Source organism: Actinoplanes rectilineatus (assembly GCF_000962825.1).
In the GTDB taxonomy this organism is placed as follows: Bacteria; Actinomycetota; Actinomycetes; order Mycobacteriales; family Micromonosporaceae; genus Actinoplanes; species Actinoplanes rectilineatus.
In genome coordinates this window covers 1-18834 of record NZ_JZKF01000130.1, presented here as the reverse complement: position 1 = coordinate 18834, position 18834 = coordinate 1, and the positions used below count along the sequence as shown (strand labels likewise).

General features: G+C 69.9%; 22 protein-coding genes. 5 read left to right on the top strand and 17 right to left on the bottom strand.

The window, feature by feature from the left end; all coding sequences use genetic code 11:
- Positions 1-258: 258 nt before the first annotated feature.
- Positions 259-1515, bottom strand: a complete 1257-nt coding sequence (tyrS, locus tag WH85_RS43770) for a tyrosine--tRNA ligase (RefSeq protein WP_245674354.1) — start codon at positions 1513-1515, stop codon at positions 259-261.
- Between the two features lie 60 nt (positions 1516-1575).
- Between tyrS and WH85_RS43765 the strand changes: the two genes are divergently transcribed.
- The gene (locus WH85_RS43765) at positions 1576-2337 is read left to right on the top strand and encodes a polyphosphate kinase 2 family protein (RefSeq protein WP_045748111.1); all 762 of its coding nucleotides are present in this window, start codon (positions 1576-1578) and stop codon (positions 2335-2337) included.
- 3 nt (positions 2338-2340) lie between these two features.
- On the opposite strand, the gene WH85_RS43760 is transcribed toward WH85_RS43765, so the two are convergent.
- Complete coding sequence (locus WH85_RS43760; RefSeq protein WP_045748110.1) at positions 2341-4137, bottom strand: GDSL-type esterase/lipase family protein; 1797 nt, start codon at positions 4135-4137, stop codon at positions 2341-2343.
- Positions 4138-4267: 130 nt separating this feature from the next.
- On the opposite strand from WH85_RS43760, the gene WH85_RS43755 reads away from it, so the two are divergent.
- Positions 4268-4741: a hypothetical protein gene (locus WH85_RS43755; protein ID WP_157411594.1), complete on the top strand. Its 474-nt coding sequence runs from the start codon at positions 4268-4270 to the stop codon at positions 4739-4741.
- A 47-nt stretch (positions 4742-4788) separates the two neighbouring features.
- On the opposite strand, the gene ptsP is transcribed toward WH85_RS43755, so the two are convergent.
- The 12 genes from ptsP to WH85_RS43695 form a co-directional block, all read right to left on the bottom strand.
- The gene (gene ptsP / locus WH85_RS43750) at positions 4789-6438 is read right to left on the bottom strand and encodes a phosphoenolpyruvate--protein phosphotransferase (protein WP_045748108.1); all 1650 of its coding nucleotides are present in this window, start codon (positions 6436-6438) and stop codon (positions 4789-4791) included.
- Positions 6431-6715, bottom strand: a complete 285-nt coding sequence (locus WH85_RS43745) for an HPr family phosphocarrier protein (RefSeq protein WP_045748107.1) — start codon at positions 6713-6715, stop codon at positions 6431-6433. Before WH85_RS43745 ends, ptsP begins: the two co-directional genes overlap by 8 nt.
- A 20-nt stretch (positions 6716-6735) precedes the next feature.
- Complete coding sequence (locus tag WH85_RS43740) at positions 6736-7776, bottom strand: zinc-dependent dehydrogenase (RefSeq protein ID WP_045748106.1); 1041 nt, start codon at positions 7774-7776, stop codon at positions 6736-6738.
- Positions 7773-8219, bottom strand: a complete 447-nt coding sequence (locus WH85_RS43735; RefSeq protein ID WP_045748105.1) for a PTS mannitol transporter subunit IIA — start codon at positions 8217-8219, stop codon at positions 7773-7775. Before WH85_RS43735 ends, WH85_RS43740 begins: the two co-directional genes overlap by 4 nt.
- The gene (locus WH85_RS43730) at positions 8212-8520 is read right to left on the bottom strand and encodes a PTS sugar transporter subunit IIBC family protein (RefSeq protein WP_045748104.1); all 309 of its coding nucleotides are present in this window, start codon (positions 8518-8520) and stop codon (positions 8212-8214) included. Before WH85_RS43730 ends, WH85_RS43735 begins: the two co-directional genes overlap by 8 nt.
- Positions 8521-8567: 47 nt before the next feature.
- Positions 8568-9758 carry a mannitol-specific PTS transporter subunit IIC gene (gene mtlA / locus WH85_RS43725; protein WP_052721235.1) on the bottom strand — a complete coding sequence of 397 codons (1191 nt, stop codon included), beginning with the start codon at positions 9756-9758 and terminating at the stop codon, positions 8568-8570.
- A gap of 112 nt (positions 9759-9870) precedes the next feature.
- Positions 9871-10812 carry a 1-phosphofructokinase gene (gene pfkB / locus WH85_RS43720; RefSeq protein WP_045748103.1) on the bottom strand — a complete coding sequence of 314 codons (942 nt, stop codon included), beginning with the start codon at positions 10810-10812 and terminating at the stop codon, positions 9871-9873.
- Positions 10809-11570, bottom strand: coding sequence for a DeoR/GlpR family DNA-binding transcription regulator (locus tag WH85_RS43715; RefSeq protein ID WP_045748102.1), 762 nt, complete (start codon positions 11568-11570; stop codon positions 10809-10811). Before WH85_RS43715 ends, pfkB begins: the two co-directional genes overlap by 4 nt.
- Before the next feature lie 229 nt (positions 11571-11799).
- Positions 11800-12378: a hypothetical protein gene (locus WH85_RS43710; RefSeq protein ID WP_045748101.1), complete on the bottom strand. Its 579-nt coding sequence runs from the start codon at positions 12376-12378 to the stop codon at positions 11800-11802.
- A 22-nt stretch (positions 12379-12400) separates the two neighbouring features.
- The gene (locus tag WH85_RS43705; protein ID WP_045748100.1) at positions 12401-13054 is read right to left on the bottom strand and encodes an adenylate kinase family protein; all 654 of its coding nucleotides are present in this window, start codon (positions 13052-13054) and stop codon (positions 12401-12403) included.
- A 17-nt stretch (positions 13055-13071) separates the two neighbouring features.
- A complete protein-coding gene (locus WH85_RS43700; protein WP_045748099.1) occupies positions 13072-13644 on the bottom strand; it encodes a hypothetical protein in 573 nt (190 codons plus the stop codon).
- Between the two features lie 36 nt (positions 13645-13680).
- On the bottom strand, positions 13681-14220 hold the full coding sequence (locus WH85_RS43695; RefSeq protein ID WP_045748098.1) for a type II toxin-antitoxin system PemK/MazF family toxin: 540 nt from the start codon (positions 14218-14220) through the stop codon (positions 13681-13683).
- 66 nt (positions 14221-14286) lie between these two features.
- On the opposite strand from WH85_RS43695, the gene speB reads away from it, so the two are divergent.
- Positions 14287-15330, top strand: coding sequence for an agmatinase (gene speB / locus WH85_RS43690; RefSeq protein ID WP_045748116.1), 1044 nt, complete (start codon positions 14287-14289; stop codon positions 15328-15330).
- Here the strand turns inward: speB and WH85_RS43685 are convergent.
- The 3 genes from WH85_RS43685 to WH85_RS43675 form a co-directional block, all read right to left on the bottom strand.
- On the bottom strand, positions 15312-16118 hold the full coding sequence (locus WH85_RS43685; protein WP_045748097.1) for a CAP domain-containing protein: 807 nt from the start codon (positions 16116-16118) through the stop codon (positions 15312-15314). The genes speB and WH85_RS43685 overlap by 19 nt on opposite strands.
- Positions 16119-16243: 125 nt before the next feature.
- Positions 16244-16894, bottom strand: a complete 651-nt coding sequence (locus WH85_RS47935) for a hypothetical protein (protein ID WP_157411593.1) — start codon at positions 16892-16894, stop codon at positions 16244-16246.
- 206 nt (positions 16895-17100) lie between these two features.
- Entirely contained in the window at positions 17101-17475 is a 375-nt protein-coding gene (locus WH85_RS43675; protein WP_045748096.1) for a DoxX family protein, read from the bottom strand.
- A gap of 107 nt (positions 17476-17582) precedes the next feature.
- Here WH85_RS43675 and WH85_RS43670 point away from each other — a divergent pair, with 107 nt between their 5' ends.
- Positions 17583-18257 (top strand): MarR family transcriptional regulator, encoded by a 675-nt coding sequence (locus tag WH85_RS43670; protein ID WP_083449724.1) that lies wholly within the window; start codon positions 17583-17585, stop codon positions 18255-18257.
- Between the two features lie 97 nt (positions 18258-18354).
- Positions 18355-18834: hypothetical protein (locus WH85_RS47930; RefSeq protein ID WP_157411592.1), on the top strand; the 480-nt coding region annotated here is incomplete at its 3' end.

Below are 18834 nucleotides of genomic sequence, written 5' to 3'. Positions count from 1 at the left end.
AATCCGCGTTTCCGGCGAATTCGATCGGCTGAGAAATCCGTTCGAGCCCCGCGAAACAATACACGATGATTCACCGTGACTATTTCTTGGGTTTCCCCCCAGGACGGCCGCTCCGAGCCCTCGACTTCAGGTCCCGTTCGCTCGCCCGTCTCCCTGGCGGCTTGGAAAACATTACAGCCCCGTGTCCACAACGCCAAATCGGCCCGCCGCGACGTGGGTCACAGCGGGCCGATCATAAAGAAATCGCAGGTCAGAGCACTATTTGACGATCTCCACACCGGCGAACGTGCGCTTACCCTTTCGGAGGACGAGGAAGCGGCCGTGCAACAGTGCCGTTTCCGGAACCACCGCCTCACCGTCGGTGATCCGCTCGTTGTTCAGGTAGGCGCCGCCCTCGGAGATCGTGCGGCGTGACTCGTTGGCGCTGGCCACGAGACCCGCCTCCTTCAGCAGGGAACCCACGGTCGGCAGCTCACCGCGTACCGTCAAAAGACCCGCCTCGCCCAAAGCGGCGCGCAAGGTGTCCGCGGAGAGCTCCGCCAGGGATCCTCGCCCGAAGAGCGCCTGGCTGGCCGCGATGGCCTGACGCGCCTCCTCCGGCCCGTGCACGAGCGCGGTGATCTCCTCGGCCAGGGCCTTCTGTGCCAACCTCGCCTGCGGGCGCTCCGCCGTCGCCTTCTCCAAATCCTCGAGCTCCTCACGGCTCTTGAAGCTGAAGTAACGCAGGTATTGGTTGACGTCGCGGTCGTCGGCGTTGACCCAGAACTGGTAGAAGCTGTACGGCGTGGTCATGGCCGGGTCGAGCCACACCGCGCCGCCGGCGGTCTTGCCGAACTTGGTGCCGTCGGCCTTGAGCACCAGCGGGGTGACGAAGGCGTGCACCGGCCCGGCACCCCGGCGGCGCACGAAGTCGACGCCGGCGGTGATGTTGCCCCACTGGTCGGAGCCGCCGAACTGCAGCTTGCATCCGTTGCGCACGTGCAGCTGGTAGAAGTCGTTGGCCTGGAGCAGCTGGTAGCTGAACTCGGTGAAGCTGATGCCGCTCTCCAGGCGGTTGCGCACCACGTCCCGGGCCAGCATCTTGTTGACCGGGAAGTGCTTGCCGACGTCGCGGAGGAACTCGATGACGGAGAGCGGGCCGGTCCAGTCCAGGTTGTTGACCATGGTGGCGGCGCTGTCGCCCTCGTAGCTCATGAAGGGCGAGAGCTGCTCACGGATCCGCCCGACCCAGCCCTCGACGATCTCCGGCGGGTTGAGGCTGCGCTCGCTGGACTCGCGCGGGTCGCCGATCTGGCCGGTGGCGCCGCCGACGAGCAGCAGCGGCCTGTGTCCGGCCTGTTGGAAACGGCGGGCGGTCAGGACCTGCATGAGGTGACCGACGTGCAGCGAAGCGGCGGTCGGGTCGAAACCCACATAGAACGTGATCGAGTCGCCGTCGAGTGCTTTGCGCAGCTCGTCGGGGTCGGTCGAGTCCTGGATGAGTCCGCGCCACTGCAGGTCGTCTACGAAAGTCACCCTCGGATTCTCCCGCACTCTCCCGTGCGGGTGACAGCGGGTTTCGGGGATGCTGGTCCGATGGCTCATCTGGGTGACACCGCTCCACCGTTCGAGATCTCGAAGAAGAAGGCCGAGGCCCGTCTGGAGGCGGCACAGCAGCGGCTGTTACGGCTGCGCCTGCTGCTCGGCGGCCAGCTCGGCGAGAAGCGGATCGGCCCGCCGCTGGCCGTGGTCTTCGAGGGGTGGGACGCCTCCGGCAAGGGTGGCGCCATCAAACGGCTCGTCGCGCCGATCGACCCGCGGCACGTCCGGGTGTCCCAGTTCGCCGCGCCGACCTACGACGAGAAGCGGCACCATTTCCTGCAGCGGTTCTGGTCGGTGCTGCCCGGCTGGGGCGGGATGACCGTGCTGGACCGGTCCTGGTACGGCCGGGTCCTGGTGGAACGGGTCGAGAAGTTCGCGACGGAGAAGCAGTGGCATCGCGCGTACCGGGAGATCACCGAGTTCGAACGGACCCTGACCGCGGAGGGGATGATCCTGGTCAAGTTCTGGATGCACGTCTCCCCCGACGAGCAGCTCCGGCGTTTCCAGGACCGGGCGGACGACCCGTTGCGGTCGTGGAAGCTGACCGACGAGGACTGGCGCAACCGTGACAAGCGCGCGGAGTACGAAGCCGCGGTCGAAGACATGATCACCGAGACCGGCAAGAAGCGGGCCCCGTGGACGGTCGTGCCCGGCGACAGCAAGCCCTATGCCAGGCTCGCTGTCGTCGAGCACGTCTGCCATGTGGTGGAGTCCCAGCTGCTCGAGAAGGGGTACGACCTCAAGCAGGCCGACTGAGCGCTACTTGAGGTAGGCGGCCAGTCCGATGCCCTGCTCGCGCAGTGCGGTGGCGATCAGCCCGGCGATCTGGGTGGCGCCCGCCGCCTCGAAGTGAGTGTGGTCGTTGCAGAAGAACGCGCCGACCGCGCCCGAGGTGTAGTCGCCGTTGTTCGGGCAGAGCTTGAGCTGGTTGTACAGGGCGACGCTGCGGGCGTGCAGGTCGATCACCGGCACGCCGCCCGAGGCGGCGACGTTCTTGGTCTCGGTGACGAAGCCGCGGTTGCCGACGGCGGTGCTGCTGCTGCAGGTGATCGCGGCGACCGGGGTGACCAGGACCGGGGTGGCACCGCGGGACTTGGCGGCGGCCACCATCACGCCGAGCAGTTCCTGGAAGCGGGCGGAGCCGACGTGCCGGGGACAGTTGGTGTCGCCGTCGTTGATGCCGAACTGGATGAACAGGTAGTCGCCGCTCTTGATGCCGGTGGACGCGTCGAGCATGGCCGTCCACCGGGAGCTGTACGCCGTCGAGCTGAGCGCGCACTCCCCGGCGGCGTTCTTGGTGCTGGTGACGTTGCCCTCGTACATCCAGGTCTGGACGCTGCGCCCGCCGACGGCGCTGTTCTGCACGGTGACGTCGGTGGTGAAGTACGGCGCGAAGCGGGCGCCCCAGCCGATCGGGCAGGCGCTGGCGTTGGCCATCGTCGAGTCGCCGGCCATCCACACCTTGACGGCGGCCGCCTTCGTCGAAGCGGAAGTCGACGCGGAAGCCGACACGGAAGTCGACGCGGTAGTCGACGCGGTGTCACAGAGCGCGGCGGCCGACGAGAGGATCGGTGTCAGCCGGTCGGCGATGGCCAGGTGTCCCTTGTCGTTGGGGTGCACCGAGTCGCTGAGACCGTCCGAGGGCAGCCAGCCGGTGGTGTCGATGTACCTGACGTTCGCGTCGCCGGCGGCGTTGCGGGCCTGGACGGCGGCCTGGGTCTCGGCGGCGTACCGGCCGATGAACGTCCGCATGGCGAAGAGCGTGGCGTTCGGGTACTTGGCCCGGATCCTCGTGAGGAACGTGGTGTAGTCGGCCTGGAAGTCGGGGCCGGTGACCCCGTGGCTCTTGTCGTTGGTGCCCAGGTTGATCACGACCGCACTCGCGGTGTAGCGGGAGAAGTCCCACGCGTCGGTGCCGGCCTGGCCGCCGCTGGACATCCAGTACCGGGTCTCGTGCGCCCAGCAGCCGTCGGTGGTCTCGGACAGGCACATCCCGCCGATGGCGATCTGGGTGTGGTCGGCGCCCAGTCGTTCGCCGGTCACGTATCCGTAGTCGGTCACCGCGAGCTGGCTACTGGTGGTGCCGGCGGTGATCGAGTCGCCGACGAACTCGACGAGCTTGGTGCGGGCGGCCGGTTTGACCGTGGTCTTGCCGGAGTCGAGCGTCAGACCCTGGAAGACGGCGTCCCCGGTGTAGGAGCCGGCCACCTGGCGGTAGCTGACGATCAGCGTGTGGGTGCCGTTGGCGAGCGGCGTCGGTGTCAGGTTGATCGTGCCGGATCCGCTGAACTTCGTGTACGCCTTGCCGTCGATGGACGCCCACAGTTCGATGGTGTTGCGCTGCTTGAGCTTGACCGTGGTGCCGGTGAACCCGGTTCGCAGGTAGGCGCCGGCCCAGTAGGGCACGTAGGCGGAGGCGTTGGTCTTGTTCCACCGCCCGACGAAGCTGATGTTGGTGTCGCTGGGTGACCCGTCCCCGGCCGCGGCCCGTGCCGGTGACGGGGGCAGCAGGATCGCGGCCAGAAGGACGAGGACTGCGGTGAGGGATCGGCGCATGGGGAACCTCCGGGGGCGGGAGCGCTCCCAACAGAGTCATTTGTTAATCGACGTGTGTCAATACTGTAACGCGGAGGAACTATGGCGTTTTGTCCGCATTACTAGCTTTCCGGGCGATACTGTGCCGGTTATGACCATGAGCAGGCTTTCCCGCTACGCCGTCGCGGCGACGGTGCTCCTCGGCGGGCTCACGGCGACCGCCGTCGAGCCGGCCCTGGCCGCGCCGTCGGCCCCCCCGGCCCCGGCCGCGCCGTCGGCCCCTGTGGCCCTGGCCGTCGCGCTCGCCCGCAGCGGCGGGATCACCGGCGCCACCGCCGTCTTCGCCGTCGCCGGACGCGACACCCCGCACGCCCGCAAGGTGATGAAGGCCGCCTCGACGCCGGCGTTCCGCGCCCTCGGGCCGAAGTACCTGCCGGCCAAGCAGTGCTGCGACCGGTACCGCTACGAACTGGAGGTCGGATACGCCGACGGCTCCAAGAAGAAGGTCGTCACGATGACCGGCACGCCGGACGCCCCGGCCGCGCTGCTGACCGTGATCGACCTGATGGAGCACATGCCCGCGCCCGAGGCCCCGACGCTCCCCGCGGGATTCCCGTTCAGCTGAGCGGAAAAGGGCCCCACCGGATGGTGGGGCCCTGAAAAACAAGAAAATCAGCTCACCAGCTTGCGAGCCTCTGCGGCGTCCGGCGCGGCGACCGCCAGGCCGGCCAGCCGCTTGCAGTCGTCGTGACTGAGTCCTGCCAGCGACGCACGGACCGCCGGCAACGCCCGCGGCGACATGGACAGGCTGGTCACACCGAGACCGACGAGCACCGGGGCGAGCGCCGGATCGGCCGCCGCCTCCCCGCACACCCCGACCGGTTTGCCCGCCTGCCGCCCTGCCTCCCCGCAGATCCCGATGAGCTGCAGCAACGCCGGCTGCCACGGGTCGAGCAGGTCGGCCAGCGCACCGCACATCCGGTCCGCGGCGAAGGTGTACTGGCTCAGGTCGTTGGTGCCGATGCTGAGGAAGTCGACCACCTTCAACAGGTCCGCGGCCCGCAGCGCGGCGGCCGGCACCTCGATCATCACGCCGGCCTTGGGCAGGCCGGCGTCGTGCACCGCGGCCGCGAAGGCGGCGGCCTCGGTGACGGTGGAGACCATCGGCGCCATCACCCAGACATCCACGTCGATGCCCTCACGGGCCTCGGCGATGGCCGCGAGCTGCGTGGTGAGCACCTCCGGGCGCTGCCGCGCGATGCGCAGACCCCGGACACCCAGGGCCGGGTTGGGCTCACCCTCCTGGTTCAGGAACGGCAGCGGCTTGTCGGCACCCGCATCCAGCGTACGGATGACGACGCGCCGGCCGGCCATCGCGGCGAACACCTCGCGGTACGCCGTGACCTGCTCGGCGTGCGACGGCTCGTGGGCACGGTCGAGGAACAGCAACTCGGTACGGAACAGGCCGACGCCCTCGGCGTGGGCCTCGTCCGCGGCCGGGACGTTCTTCGCCGAACCGACGTTGGCGAGGAGCTTCACGGCGTACCCGTCAGAGGTCTCGCCCGGGCCGGTCAGCGACGCCGCCGCGGCAGCCGACGTCTCCGCCGCCTTGATCGCGGCCTCGGCCGTCGCCTCGTCGACACCCACGCCGACCTGGCCGGTGGCGCCGTCGACGAGCACCAGCGTGCCGTCCGCGACGTCCAGGATCCCGGGGCAGGTGACCACCGCGGGCATGCCCAGCGCGCGGGCCAGGATCGCGGTGTGGCTGGTCGGACCGCCCACCTCGGTCACCAGCGCGACCACCTGCCCGGGGTCGAGGTCGGCGGTGTCGGCCGGCGAGAGGTCACGGGCGGCCAGCACGTAGGGGTGCCCCGGCTGCGGCACGCCCGGCATGGGCAGCCCCAGCAGGCTCGCCACCGCACGGTCCCGCAGGTCGTCGAGGTCGGCGACCCGCTCGGCGAGATAGCCGCCGGCGGCCTCGAACATCTCCCGGAAGGCGGCGAAGGCGGCGTCGATCGCGTGTACCGCGTCCTTACCGTCCTCGATGTGCTCCCGGACGCCGTCCCGCAGTTCCTCGTCGTCGGCCATCAGGGCCTCGGCGCGCAGCACCTCGGCGACGGTCGCGTCGGTCGCCCGGTCGGCACGCCGGGTCAGTTCGGCGACCACCGCGGCGAGCGCGGCGACCGCCCGGCCCACCTCGGCCTCGACGTCGGCGACCGGGGCCGGCGGGGGCAGCGCCGGCACCGCCGCGATCCGCAGCAGCGGACCGGCGGCGACACCGGCACAGACGCCGATCCCGGAGAGGGCGGCCTGCTCAGGCATCGCTCGGCTCTTCGGCGTCGAGGTCCCGGGCGAGCAGCGCGGCGAGGCCGTCCAGGGCCTCGTCGGCGCCGTCACCGTCGGCCTCGAGGGTGACCTCGGTGCCCTTCTTGGCACCGAGGGCGAGCACCGACAGCATGCTCTTGGCGGGCACCGCCTTCTTGTCACCGACCCGGATGGTGACCTTGACCGGCGCGGCCGCGGCGGCCTCGACGAACAGCTTGGCGGGCCGGGCGTGCAGACCGCTGGAGGAACCGACGGCAACGGTGCGCGTAGGCATGGTTATCTCCCTATCCCCGATCAGGGCTCGATGGTGACCTTGATGGCCTCGCCGCGCTCGACGATGCCGAACGCCTCGATCGCCTGTTCCAGCGGAAGCCGGTGGGTGATCAGGTCGGCGACGGGCACGGCGCCGGTGGCGACCAGTTCCAGGGCCTGCTTGTTGTGGTCCGGGCTGGACCCGTTGGCGCCGATGATCATCAGCTCCCGGTAGTGCACCAGGTTGGAGTCGCAGGTGATGGTCGGCTTGTCCTTGGGAAGACCACCGAAGAAGCTGATCCGGCCCTGCCGGGCGGCCATCTGGATGGCCTGCTCCTGCGCCTTGCCCGAGGCGGCGGCGGTGATGATCACGTCGGCGCCGCGGCCGTCGGTCAGCTTCAGCACCTCCTCGATCGGGTCGACCTCACCGGCGCAGATCGCGGCGTCCGGCTTGACCAGGTTGGCGGCCATCTCCAGACGCTGGCGGCTCAGCTCGACCAGGAAGACCCGGGCGGCGCCGCGGGCCCGGGCCAGCCGGACGTGCAGGCAGCCGATCGGGCCGGATCCGATCACGACCACGTCGTCACCCTCGCCGACACGGGCCAGGTTCTGCGCGTTGAGGGCGCAGGCCAGCGGCTCGGCCACGGACGCCTCGGCGAACGAGACGCCGTCCGGGATCCGGTTGAGACCGTCGACCTTCAGGACCTCCTTGGGGACCACCATGTACTGGGCGAAGCCGCCCTCGAAGTGGTAGCCCATCGAGACCTGGTTCGGGCAGATCGTCATCCGGCCGCGCTTGCACTCGGCACACTCGCCGCACGGGATGGCGGCGATGACCTGGACGCGGTCGCCGGCGGACCAGCCCTCGACGCCCTCGCCGGTCTCGACGACCTCGCCGGCGATCTCGTGGCCCATGACCCGCGGCGGGTGGATGTGGTGGTGCCCGAACTTGGAGATCTTGACGTCCGTGCCGCAGGTCGAGCAGTTCCGGACGCGGATCTTCACCTCACCGGGACCGACGGTGGGTTCCGGCGCCTCCTCGAAGCGGACGTCGCCGGGGGCGTGGAAACGTACGACCTTCATGACTTGCTGTCCTCCTGGATCGACCCCAGTAGCCGTACTACGGTGTCGGTTTCGGTGGCCTCGCGCAGTTCGCGGGCCTGATCTTCGTCGAGCAGCACCTCGGCCAGCGCCGCGAGCAGCTCGACGTGGCCGTTGCCGGCGGCGGCGATGGCGACGCAGACCGTCACCTGTTCGCCGTCCCAGTCGACCCCTTCGGGGAAGCGCAGCACCGCGAGGGCGTCACGCTTCACCAGTTCCTTGCCGCCGAGGGTGCCGTGTGGAATGGCGACACCCTCGCCGACGTACGTGGAGATGGACTTCTCCCGGGCGAGCATCGTGTCGACGTAGCCGGGCTCGGCGGCGCCGATCTCGACGAGCGCCGCGCCGCAGCGGCGGATCGCCTCGTCCCGGTCGGCTGCCGTCTCGGACAGCCGGATGGCCCGCGGGTCCAGCAGCTCAGACATTGAGGTCGCTGCCGTTCTGGATGGCCTTGACCACCTTGGTGACCGCCGGGTCGCCCAGGAAGATCTGGAACGGCACGATCGGCGTGCTGGGGGCGACCGAACGGGCCCGGGCCGCCAGGCCGCTGTGGCAGATCACCACGTCGGCGTCGGCGGGGATCGAGTTCACCGGGGTGTGCTCCACGGTGACGCCACTCTTGCCGAGCTGCTTGCGCAGGGTGCTGGCGAGCATGACGCTGCTGCCCATGCCCGCGTCACAGGCGACGACGAGCTTCTTGATGTCTTTGCCGTTGATGGTGGCCATCGCCGGGCTCCGTTCGGTCTGGGGTTTCGTCCGGTTGGGGAGGGGGGTTACGCGTTCTCTTTGCGGGTGTCCACGGGCTCAGCGGTCTCCGGCTCATCGGCGGAACGCTGCTGCGGGACGGTCGTGGTCTCGACCTCGGGAGTGGTCTCCTCGGCGACCGAGTCGTCGGTCTCGTCCGGCTCCTGGTCGGACTTGAGCTTGCCGAAGCCCAGCAGGGCGGAGGCGACACCGAAGGTGACCGCGGCGGCGACCAGGACACCGAGGAACATGCCGACGTGCGAACCCTTGGCGGTGACCGCGGCGAAGGCGAAGATGCTGCCCGGCGCCGGGGAGGCGACGGTGCCGGCACCGGTGATCATGAAGGTCGCGACGCCGGCCGAACCGCCGGCCATCAGGGCGAGGATCAGGCGGGGCTTCATCAGCACGTACGGGAAGTAGATCTCGTGGATGCCGCCGAAGAAGTGGATGATCATCGCGGCCGGGGTGGTCGGGCGCAGCGACTTCGGTCCGAAGAAGAAGTACGCGAGGAGCAGGCCCAGGCCGGGGCCGGGGTTCGACTCGATCATGAACAGGATCGACTTGCCGTTCTCCGCGACCTGCTGCACACCGAGCGGGCTGAAGACGCCGTGGTTGATGGCGTTGTTCAGGAAGAGCACCTTGGCCGGCTCGACGAGCACCGAGGCGAGCGGCATCAGGCTGTGGTCGAGCAGCCAGTCGACGCCGTTGCCGGCGACCTTGGTGAGCGCGTTGACGACCGGGCCGATGGCGAGCTTGCCGAGGATCGCGAAGCCACCACCGATGATGCCGGCCGAGAAGTTGTCCACCAGCATCTCGAAGCCGGGCTTGATCCTGCCCTCGATCGCGTTGTCGAAGAGGCGCAGAACGTACGCGGTCAGCGGGCCGATGATCATCGCGCCGAGGAACATCGGCACGTCCGCACCGACGATGACACCCATGGTGGCGGTGGCGCCGACGACCGCGCCGCGCTGCCCGTGCACCATCCGGCCGCCGGTGTAACCGATGAGCACCGGCAGCAGGTACTTGATCATCGGGTCGACGAGTTCGGCCAGGTTCTCGTTCGGAATCCAGCCGACCGGGATGAACAGAGCGGTGATCAGACCCCAGGCGATGATCGCGCCGATGTTCGGCATGACCATGCCCGCGAGGTGTCCACCGAGCTTCTGGACCCGGGCGCGGAACCCGGCTCCGGACACCTCGGGGGTGTATGAAGAGCTCATGAGGGGGTCTCCATTCGTTGGCGGGTTCGGGAGGAGCGCCGGCCCGCTAAGAAGGGTGAATGGGGTGATTTTGTGACTTTGTAACAAACGCCGGCGTGGATCCGCCGGTGGTCTAGTCGCGGCGCAGGCGCCGCAGAGGATCCGGATCGCGATCGATGCGGATGTGGGTGCGATCGAGGTCGCCCGGGCCCGGCATCCGGCTGCCCGGCAGGCTGACCGCCGCCGCGCCCCAGGCCAGGCCCTCGATCAGCGCGGCCTCGCCGTTCGCGCCGGCGCCGAGGAAACCCGCGAGCATCGCGTCGCCGGCGCCGACCGTGCTGCGCGGCACGCTCACCGGCGCGGCGCCGATCAGCACGCCGGAGTCGTCGACGAGCACCGCACCCTCCGAGCCGAGGCTGGCCAGCACGGTCCCGGCGCCCGCCTCGCGGAGCTTGTCGCAGGCGGCCAGCACGTCGCCCAGGGCCACCAGCTCGGTGCCGACCGCCTCGGCCAGCTCCTCACGGTTGGGCTTGACCAGCGCGGCACCGGCGGCGACACCGGCACGCAGCGCGGGGCCGCTGCTGTCCACCGCGACCCGCACGCCGGCCGTGACCAGTCGCTCGCAGAGCCCGGTGAACGCCTCGATCGGCAGCCCCGGTGGCAGGCTGCCGCAGAGCACGACCCACTCGGCCGAGCCCGCGGCGGTCAGCACCGCTTCGCAGATCTGGGTGAACTCGGACTCGGAGAGCACCGGCCCGGCTTCGTTGATCTTGGTGACCGTGCCGTCCGGCTCGGCCAGGGTGATGTTGGACCGGGTCCGGCCGGCGATCGGCACGGCGAGCATGTCGACGCCCTCGGCCTTGAGCATGTCGACCAGCTGGTCGCCCTCGGCGCCGCCGGCCGGCACCACCGCGGTGGACCGCACGCCGTTGGCCAGCAGTGCCCGTGAGACGTTGACGCCCTTGCCGCCCGGATCGATGTGCGAGTCGCCGGCCCGCAGGACCTCGCCGCGGACCAGCACGTCGAGTTCGAGAGCCCGGTCGACGCTCGGGTTGAGAGTGACAGTGAGGATCATGCGCGCACCACCCGGACGCCGGTGACCTCGACCTCGGCGGCGAGCTCGCCGTCGAGACCGTTGTCGGTGATCAGCAGGTCCAGGTCGGCGAGACCGCCGAACCGGGCCAGATAGTCGTTACCGATCTTCGTGTGATCGGCGAGCAGCACCACCCGCCGGGCGGCGGTGATCATCGCCCGTTTGACCGCGGCCTCGGCCGGGTCGGGGGTCGTCATGCCGCGCTCCACCGAGCAACCGTTGGTGCCCATGAAGGCGACGTCGACATACATCTCGGAGAGCGGCTGCAGCGCCCAGTCGTCGACCGTGGCCATCGTCTTGCCCCGCACCCGGCCGCCGAGCAGCAGCACGGTCAGGTTCGGCTTGAGGCCCAGGGTGGCGGCCAGCACCGGCGAGTTCACCACCACGGTGAGCTCGCGGTCGGCCGGCAGCAGCTGGGCGAGGCGCGCCGTGGTGCTCCCCGCGTCGAGGATGATCGCGCCGTCCTCGGGGATCTCGGCGAGCGCCGCCTTGGCGATCCGCTCCTTCTCGCTTATCAACACGGCGTCGCGGGTCGCGAGGGCCGGCTCGAAACCGAGACGCTCCACCGGGATCGCACCGCCGTGCACCCGGCGCAGCACTCCGGCACGCTCGAGTCCGGTCAGGTCACGCCGGATCGTCTCGGCGGTGACACCGAAGGACTCGGCCAGCGTGACGACGTCCACCCGCCCTTCGGCACGGGCTCGCCGCACTATCTCCTGCTGGCGTTCCTCCGCGTACATCCGTGCTCACCGCCTGGCTCGTTTTGGCTTTGTCTTTGTTTACGCCCGCTTCTGCCCGAACGCAATATGTCAAAGAGATTTCAGTCTCCTTACACGGCATCTTTTTCGCGGCCGCGAGGGACCAAACAGGTACCAGACGAGATACCGGACACACTGGCAGTAACAAGATGGACCAGGCGAATCAACAAAGATCCGCGGGTCATGCCCGGTTGTGTGGGTTTAGCTCTGCTCACTCACCGTGAGAAAGTCGCGCCAGAAGTCCCAACTCGGGGTGCAGCGCGCCGTCCTGCCCCAGGGCACGGAAGTCCGCCTCGACATCGGCACGACTCAACCGGCCGGCCCGAACCGCCGCGAACCGGACGATCGACCACAGGAACATGTCCAGGTCGTCGAAGCGGGTGTCGCCCTCGAGGACCTCCTCCTCGTGGAACCAGACGGCCACCCGGCCATCGGTCAACACCACGTAGAGGTTGCCGCCGCCGTCCGCGCCGATCGAGTACACCTCGTCATCGGTCACCGTGGTCTCGTAGTCGGCGTCGACGATCCCGCACCCGTTGGCGGCGAAGTCGAAGCCGTACGACCAGTCGGCGACATCGAGCACGTTCGGGAACCGCCCGGAACGCACCAGGGCGTCGAAAGCGGTCAGCGCGGCGGCCGACTCCGGCGGCAGACGGTCCAGGAACGGCGCGACCGGACGGACATCGCCCCCGGACAGGTCCGCCGGCTCACGGTCGGCGAACCAGCGGCCCAGGTCGGTGGCCAGGTCGCGGACCGCGTACCCGGCCACCTCATCACGTGTGATGGTCATCACCGGGATGTTACGGAGGGCGTCAACCCTGCGGCTTGTAAGCCGGCAGACCCAGAGTCTCCCGGATCGCCTGCTGAACGTCGTCGGCCGGCGGGCGCGCGTCCACGTCGTGCACGACCTCCTTGCGCCGGAACTGCTCCAGCACCGGGCGGGTCTTCTCGTGGTAGTCGCGCAGGCGGGCCTCCAGCGCCTCCGGGGTGTCGTCCGCCCGGGTGATCAGCTCGTGCCCGCAGATGTCGCAGCGGCCCTCCTGGGAGGGCCGGTCGGCGATCAGGTTGTAGTCCATGCCGCAGCCGGGACAGAGCCGGCGGCTGAGCACCCGGCGGCGGACCTCGTCGTCGGGCAGCTCGAGATGGATCACCGCGTCGATGTCGTAGCTCTCCATGAAGAACTCGGCCTGCCGGCCGTTGCGCGGAAAGCCGTCGATGAGGAACCCGAAGTTCCAGTCGTGCTGCGTCAGGCGCTCGCGGACGACCTCCTCGACGATGTCGTCACCGACCAGGTCGCCGGCCGCCATGATCCGGCGGACCTGGGCGCCGAGCTTGGTCCGGTTCCGTACGTTCCACCGGAAGATGTCGCCCACGCTGATGTGCACCAGGTTGAGGTCACCGGCGAGCAGTTGGCTCTGGGTGCCCTTGCCACTGCCCTGAACCCCCATGATCACGTATTTGCGCATGTACGCCCTCCGAAGGCTCAGTCCACCGCGCCGATGCGCAGCGGCCCGGGCGCACGCCCGGTCAGGGTGGTCGGGTCGATGCTCCACGCGGCGGCCACCCGGAAGACGTCCCGTTCGACGAGCAGCACGCTCGTCTCGTCGTCGAGCTCACCGGGCAGCCCCGCGTCACGTTCCGCCGGGTCGGGCTCGCCGAACCACGAGGTGACCTCGCCGGTCTGCCCCACGTATCCGAACGCCCGCAGCAGCTCACCGCCGGCCGCCCGGCGCCACCGGTGCAGCTCGGTGGTCCGGTGCGTGGCGAAGAACTGCACCTCGGTGTCCAGCTTCTCGGACAGGGCCACGACGTCCGGGTCGGCGCGCATCAGATGCCGGCCGACGGCCAGCACCCAGCCGTGGCCGAGAGCGCCGGGCAGCGGTGGAGTGACCGCCACCCGGTCGTCGGTCAGGTGCGCCAGGTCCAGGCCGTCGCGCCAGGGCGCCGATCCGAGATCGCGCAGGCCGAGCGCCGCGAGCACGGCGGCGGGCTCGCCGTCGCGTACGGCGAGCCACGCCTGCTTTCCCCCGAAACCGGCCATCACGTCGGAATCCATGTCCGCAACGCTATCCGGTGACGGTCATCCGACGGATCACGGCCAGCCGTAGTTGCGGCGCAGGATCGCGGCCACCCGGTCGAAACGCGGGCGGTCCAGGACCGCGCCCTCCCGGCGGATGCCGTCCTCCTCGATGTCCAGCACCCGGTCCAGCCGGACCCAGCTCGGACGGTTCTCCCGGTCCCACTCCCCCGGGCCGAGGGCCAGCCAGTGGCGCTGGCCGTCCCGCTCGCTCTGGCTGGACAGCATCAGGCCGAGCAGGCTGCCGGCGTCACGGCCGACGACCAGGACGGGACGGTCCTTGCCCTGGTCCGGGTCGTCCTCATAGGGGACCCAGGTCCAGACGATCTCACCGGGATCGGCGTCGCCGTCCAGATCGGGGGCGTAGGCGAGCTGGCGTCCCTGCTGCGGCGGGGGGACCGGGCGGGGAGCACGCCGCACGGGCTGGGGAGCCGCCGGCTTCGGGCCCGCCGGCTTCGGAGCCGGCCTTTCAGGAGCGGGGGGAGCGGTCTCGACCGGCTGCCGCTCCGGCGCGCCGGCGAGCCGCCGGAGGAAGGCCTTCAAGAATTCGAACACCGCTGAACCTTAAGCGGGCGGCCGCTCCGCCGCACAGGACCAAGATCGCACGATACGGTGCTCGATGTGACCCGCTACGGACCCATGTACGGCCCGGACTACACGTTCCTCGGCGTACCGGCGTGCGACTGGCAGGAGCCGGAGACGTACGCGGACGCCGACGTCGTCGTCATCGGCGCGCCCTTCGACGGCGGCACGTCGCACCGCCCCGGCGCCCGGTTCGGCCCACAGGTGATCAGGGGGACCGACTATCTGCCGCACGACGGGTCCCGCCCGCACATGGCGATGCGGGTCGACGCCCTGCGCGACGACCTGACCGTCAAGGACGCCGGCGACCTGGAGGTGTTCAGCGGGGACGTCGAGCGCAGCTGCCGGACCATCGAGGAGGCCGTCGCGTTCGTCGCCGGTCACGGGGCGATCCCGCTGATCCTGGGCGGCGACCACACCGTCACCTGGCCGGACGTCACCGGCGTGTCCCGCGCGCACCCGCCGCAACGGGTCTCGGTCATCCACTTCGACGCGCACGCCGACACCGGGCACATCGAGTTCGGCTCGCTGTACGGCCACGGCCAGCCGATGCGCCGCCTGATCGAGTCCGGTGCGGTCCGCGGCGACCGGTTCCTCCAGCTGGGACTGCGCGGCTACTGGCCGGGCCCGGACGTGCTGGACTGGATGGCCGACCAGCGGATGAACTCGTTCCACATGAGCGAGATCGTGGAACGCGGCCTGGACGCGGTACTGGACAGCGCGTTCACCATCGCCCTCGACGAGTGCGACGGGGTCTTCCTGTCGGTGGACATCGACGTCTGCGACCCCGGGCACGCCCCGGGGACCGGCACGCCGGAACCGGGCGGCCTGACCGCCCGGCAGCTACTCGACGCCGTCTCCCGGATCTGCCACGAGCTTCCGGTCGTCGGCATGGACATCGTCGAGGTGTCGCCGCCGTTCGACCACGCGGAGATCACCGCGATGCTCGGCAACCGGGTGGTGCTGGAGGCGCTGTCCGGAATCGCCCGCCGCCGCAAGGACGGCGAGGGCCCGCTGTGGCGGCGCTCCACCCCCCTGCTGCAGGGGCGTGGTGTAGAGCGGGATCAGCCGACGAAGTCCTGAGTCATCCACGTGATGCCCTTCGTGTCGCGAACGATGCTCAGGCCGATCCGGGTGAAGTCGGCGTTGAGCAGGTTCTTGCGGTGACCGTCGTTCGGCGCCACCTCGGCCAGCATCGAGTCGGTGAGCCCGTTGGCGGCGTCGATCTTGGCGGCGTCACTGGCGCCGCTGGAGCCGAAGCCGATGTTCTCGCCGGCCGTGCTCCACGAGACGGCCTGCGCGGTGAACCGTTCCCCGATGCCGGACTCGCCGGAGCACTGGTGCTCCAGGCCGCAGCCGTCCATCATCAGCTCGGTGTGCATGGCCGCCGCCGTGGACAGCGCGGTGTCCAGCTTCAGGGCCTTGAGGCCCTCGTCCACGCGCGCCGCGTTGATGTGCGCGAGCACCTGCTCGGCGACGGTTCCCGAGGTGGCCGGCGCACTGTCGGCCTCCGCCTTCTTGGTCGTGCTGCTGGACGCCTTCGCCTTGGTGGTCGCCGTCTTCTTCACCGTCGGGGAGGCCTTCGCGGACGCCTTGGGACTGGCGGACGCGGACGCCGACGGGGTGACGGAAGCGGACACGCTCGGTGACGCAGAGATCGACGCCGAGGCGTCCAGATCGGTCAGCAGACCGTCGTCGCCGTACTCGCCGGGGGCCGTGGTGACGGCGATCGGCGCACTCACCGGGCTCGTCGTGGTGGCGTCGGTGGATCCGGAGGCCACGCCCGCCACCATGAAGCCCGCCCCGATCACCACAGCGGTCGAGCCGGCGACCAGCGTGTATCGGAATCGGGCGGCGGTGGAGAGCGGCACGGGGGATTCACCTCGGTGAGTCGGGCTGGGAACGGCGCCCGTTCACCATGCCCGAGACACCCGCCCCCAGCACGCCGGTAAAGGATTCCTTAAGACTCGCCACACAGAGTCATAAGGAGCCGGGATCAGAGGCCCTCCACCCGTCCACGCAGTGCGGCGTAGAGCTGACGGTCCGCCACCGTGCTGTAGAGGGTGCGATCAGAACCGGTCACCACCACCCAGGGGCAGCCCTTGTCATCTCCGGTCAGCTTCACCTCGGCGACCTTGCGCCGGGTGGCCACCTCGTAGACCGCCAGACGGTACCGCCCCTCCTTGAGGCTCAGCGTCTCCGGCTCCGGGTCGTCGATGTCGCACTTGCGCAACTCGTCGCCGCCGCCGGTGAAGTCGAGACAGGCGACCAGCTGCACGTTCGCCGGCTGCGGCGCCCAGGCCGCACGGTCGGCCGCACCACCGGAGTACGCCGCCAGGTTCAGCGTGCGTGCCGTCCGATGGTCGAGGTCGAGGCGGTCCCGCGAGCTGATCACGATCGGGTGCGGCGCCGATCCGTGGTATTTCGGCGACTCCGGGTAGTACCACCGGTCGCAGACCCGTTCCAGATCGTCGGCGGAACGCACCGGACGGTCACTGGCCTGCGGGCCGCTGGAAGTCGGTTCGGGACGGGGCGGCGGCGGGGGTGGCATCGCGGGTCGCACCGGGGCTGCCTCGGACAACTCGTTGAGCCGCACGAACAGGACCCCCGCCGTGCCGATCGAGGAGAGCAGAAGAACCGCGAGCACCATCGACAAGATCACCGTGCGGCGCTTCCACCACCGTTTTCCCCGCGCTTCCTCGGGGGTACGCGTGACGCGCTCGCCAGGTTCGTCAGAGGTGATCCGCGGCTCTGTCCCACGATGCCCTGCTGCCGGATCCATCGTCCGCCCCATCGTCCGGTACCGCGCCGAGACGATGAACTATATCGATAAGTTTGCCGGAACGCAGCCGGTCAGAACGCGTACGCGCCGAAACGTCCCCACGCCACGACCGCCGCCAGGATCAGCAGCACCACGTTCGGCGCGACCATCGGGAACTCCTTGCGGCGCACGTGCACCACGATCGCGCCGATCATGGTGATGACCAGGCCGGAGGCGGCGAGCGGCACCAGCACCGGCGCGATGTCGAGCAGGGCCGGCAGGATCAGCCCGATCGCGGCCAGCACCTCCACCACACCGATCAGCTTGATCGAAGCGGCCGGCCAGTCGGCGGCCCAGCCCATCCCGGAGGCGACGAGCTTCTCCCTCGGCTGGGTCGCCTTCATCGCGCCGGCGGCCAGGAACGCGGCCGCGAGCAGGCCGGCGATCACCCAGAGAACGATGTTCATTATTGTCACGTCTTTCGGATTGACTTAAACAGTTGAGTGGACCGTAGGCTAGATTGACTCAAGCATGCAAGTCACTTCGGTTAAATGTCTGCGCTACCATGGGCGGCATGGAGACGCCCGAGCCGCAGTGGCTGACCCCCGGGGAGCGGGCCAGCTGGCTCGCGCTGACCAGCCTTTTCATGCGACTTCCGGTGGCGCTGGACGCCCAGTTGCAGCGCGACGCCGAGCTCAGCCACTTCGAGTACGGGATTCTCGCCGGGCTCTCCGAGGCGCCCGAACGGACCCTGCGGATGAGCGTCCTGGCGATGCTCGCCGAGGGCTCCCTGGCCCGGCTGTCACAGGCCGTCGCCCGGATGGAGAAACGCGGCTGGGTCCGGCGGCGACCCGACCCGACCGACGGTCGCTACACCCTCGCCACCCTCACCGACGAGGGCTGGGACAAGATCGCGGCGACGGCGCCCGGTCACGTGGACGAGGTACGCCGTCTCGTCTTCGACCCGCTGACCAAGGCCCAGGTGCGGCAGTTGCACGAGATCGCCCGGCGCATCATGCGCGCCGTCGACCCGGACGACACCTGCGGCGCGACGCGTGTCCCCTCGGCCGGGTCCCCGGCGGATTCTTCGGCCCGCCCCGCAGCCGGCTCCGCAGCCGAGGCCTCGATCGACGCCACGGCCGGCTCTCCGGGCGGCACTCCAGTCGGCTCTCCGGGCGGCACTCCGGGCGGCTCTCCGGGCGGCACTCCAGTCGGCTCTCCGGTCGGCTCCACCGCGGAGAGCCGGTAAGCCGCGGCCCTGTCTCCGGTGCGCCGGCGGCCCCGTCCCGGCCGTCGGTGAGATCTCGCTTATTGCCCTGATCAGCGGAATGGATCACGATGGCCTGGTGGCGACCGACAAGGGTTCACAGCCACTGGCGCACTGCGTCGTGGCCAATGTTGCCGAGGAGACCGCACAGGGTGTCGGCGGGCTGGAAGTCCGAGCCGGCACCCGGCACTTCGCCCCCGGGGCGAAGGTTTGGGTGTTACCACCCCGCTGGGGTGACGGCGGCGAGAAACTCTTCGTCGTCGGCCGGCACCGCAGCACGGCCGGGCGGTCCATCCGCATCGTGCTGCCACGCCGGCATCTGACCTCTTTCCGTGTACGCACGATCTACAGTCCCGCCGTCCTCCGGGCCATCCTGCGCCCCGGGCGAGGACCCGCCCCGACCCCGCGACTCTGGACCGACGTCACGGAGGCGGAGGAGGCGGTGGCCCTGTGGAGTGTGCCGACGATGCCCGCCTACTTCGACGACGACCCGGGCACCGCCGAGGTCACCGACCCGCCACCGCCCGTGCTGAAACGCCGCAACCGCACGTACCACCTG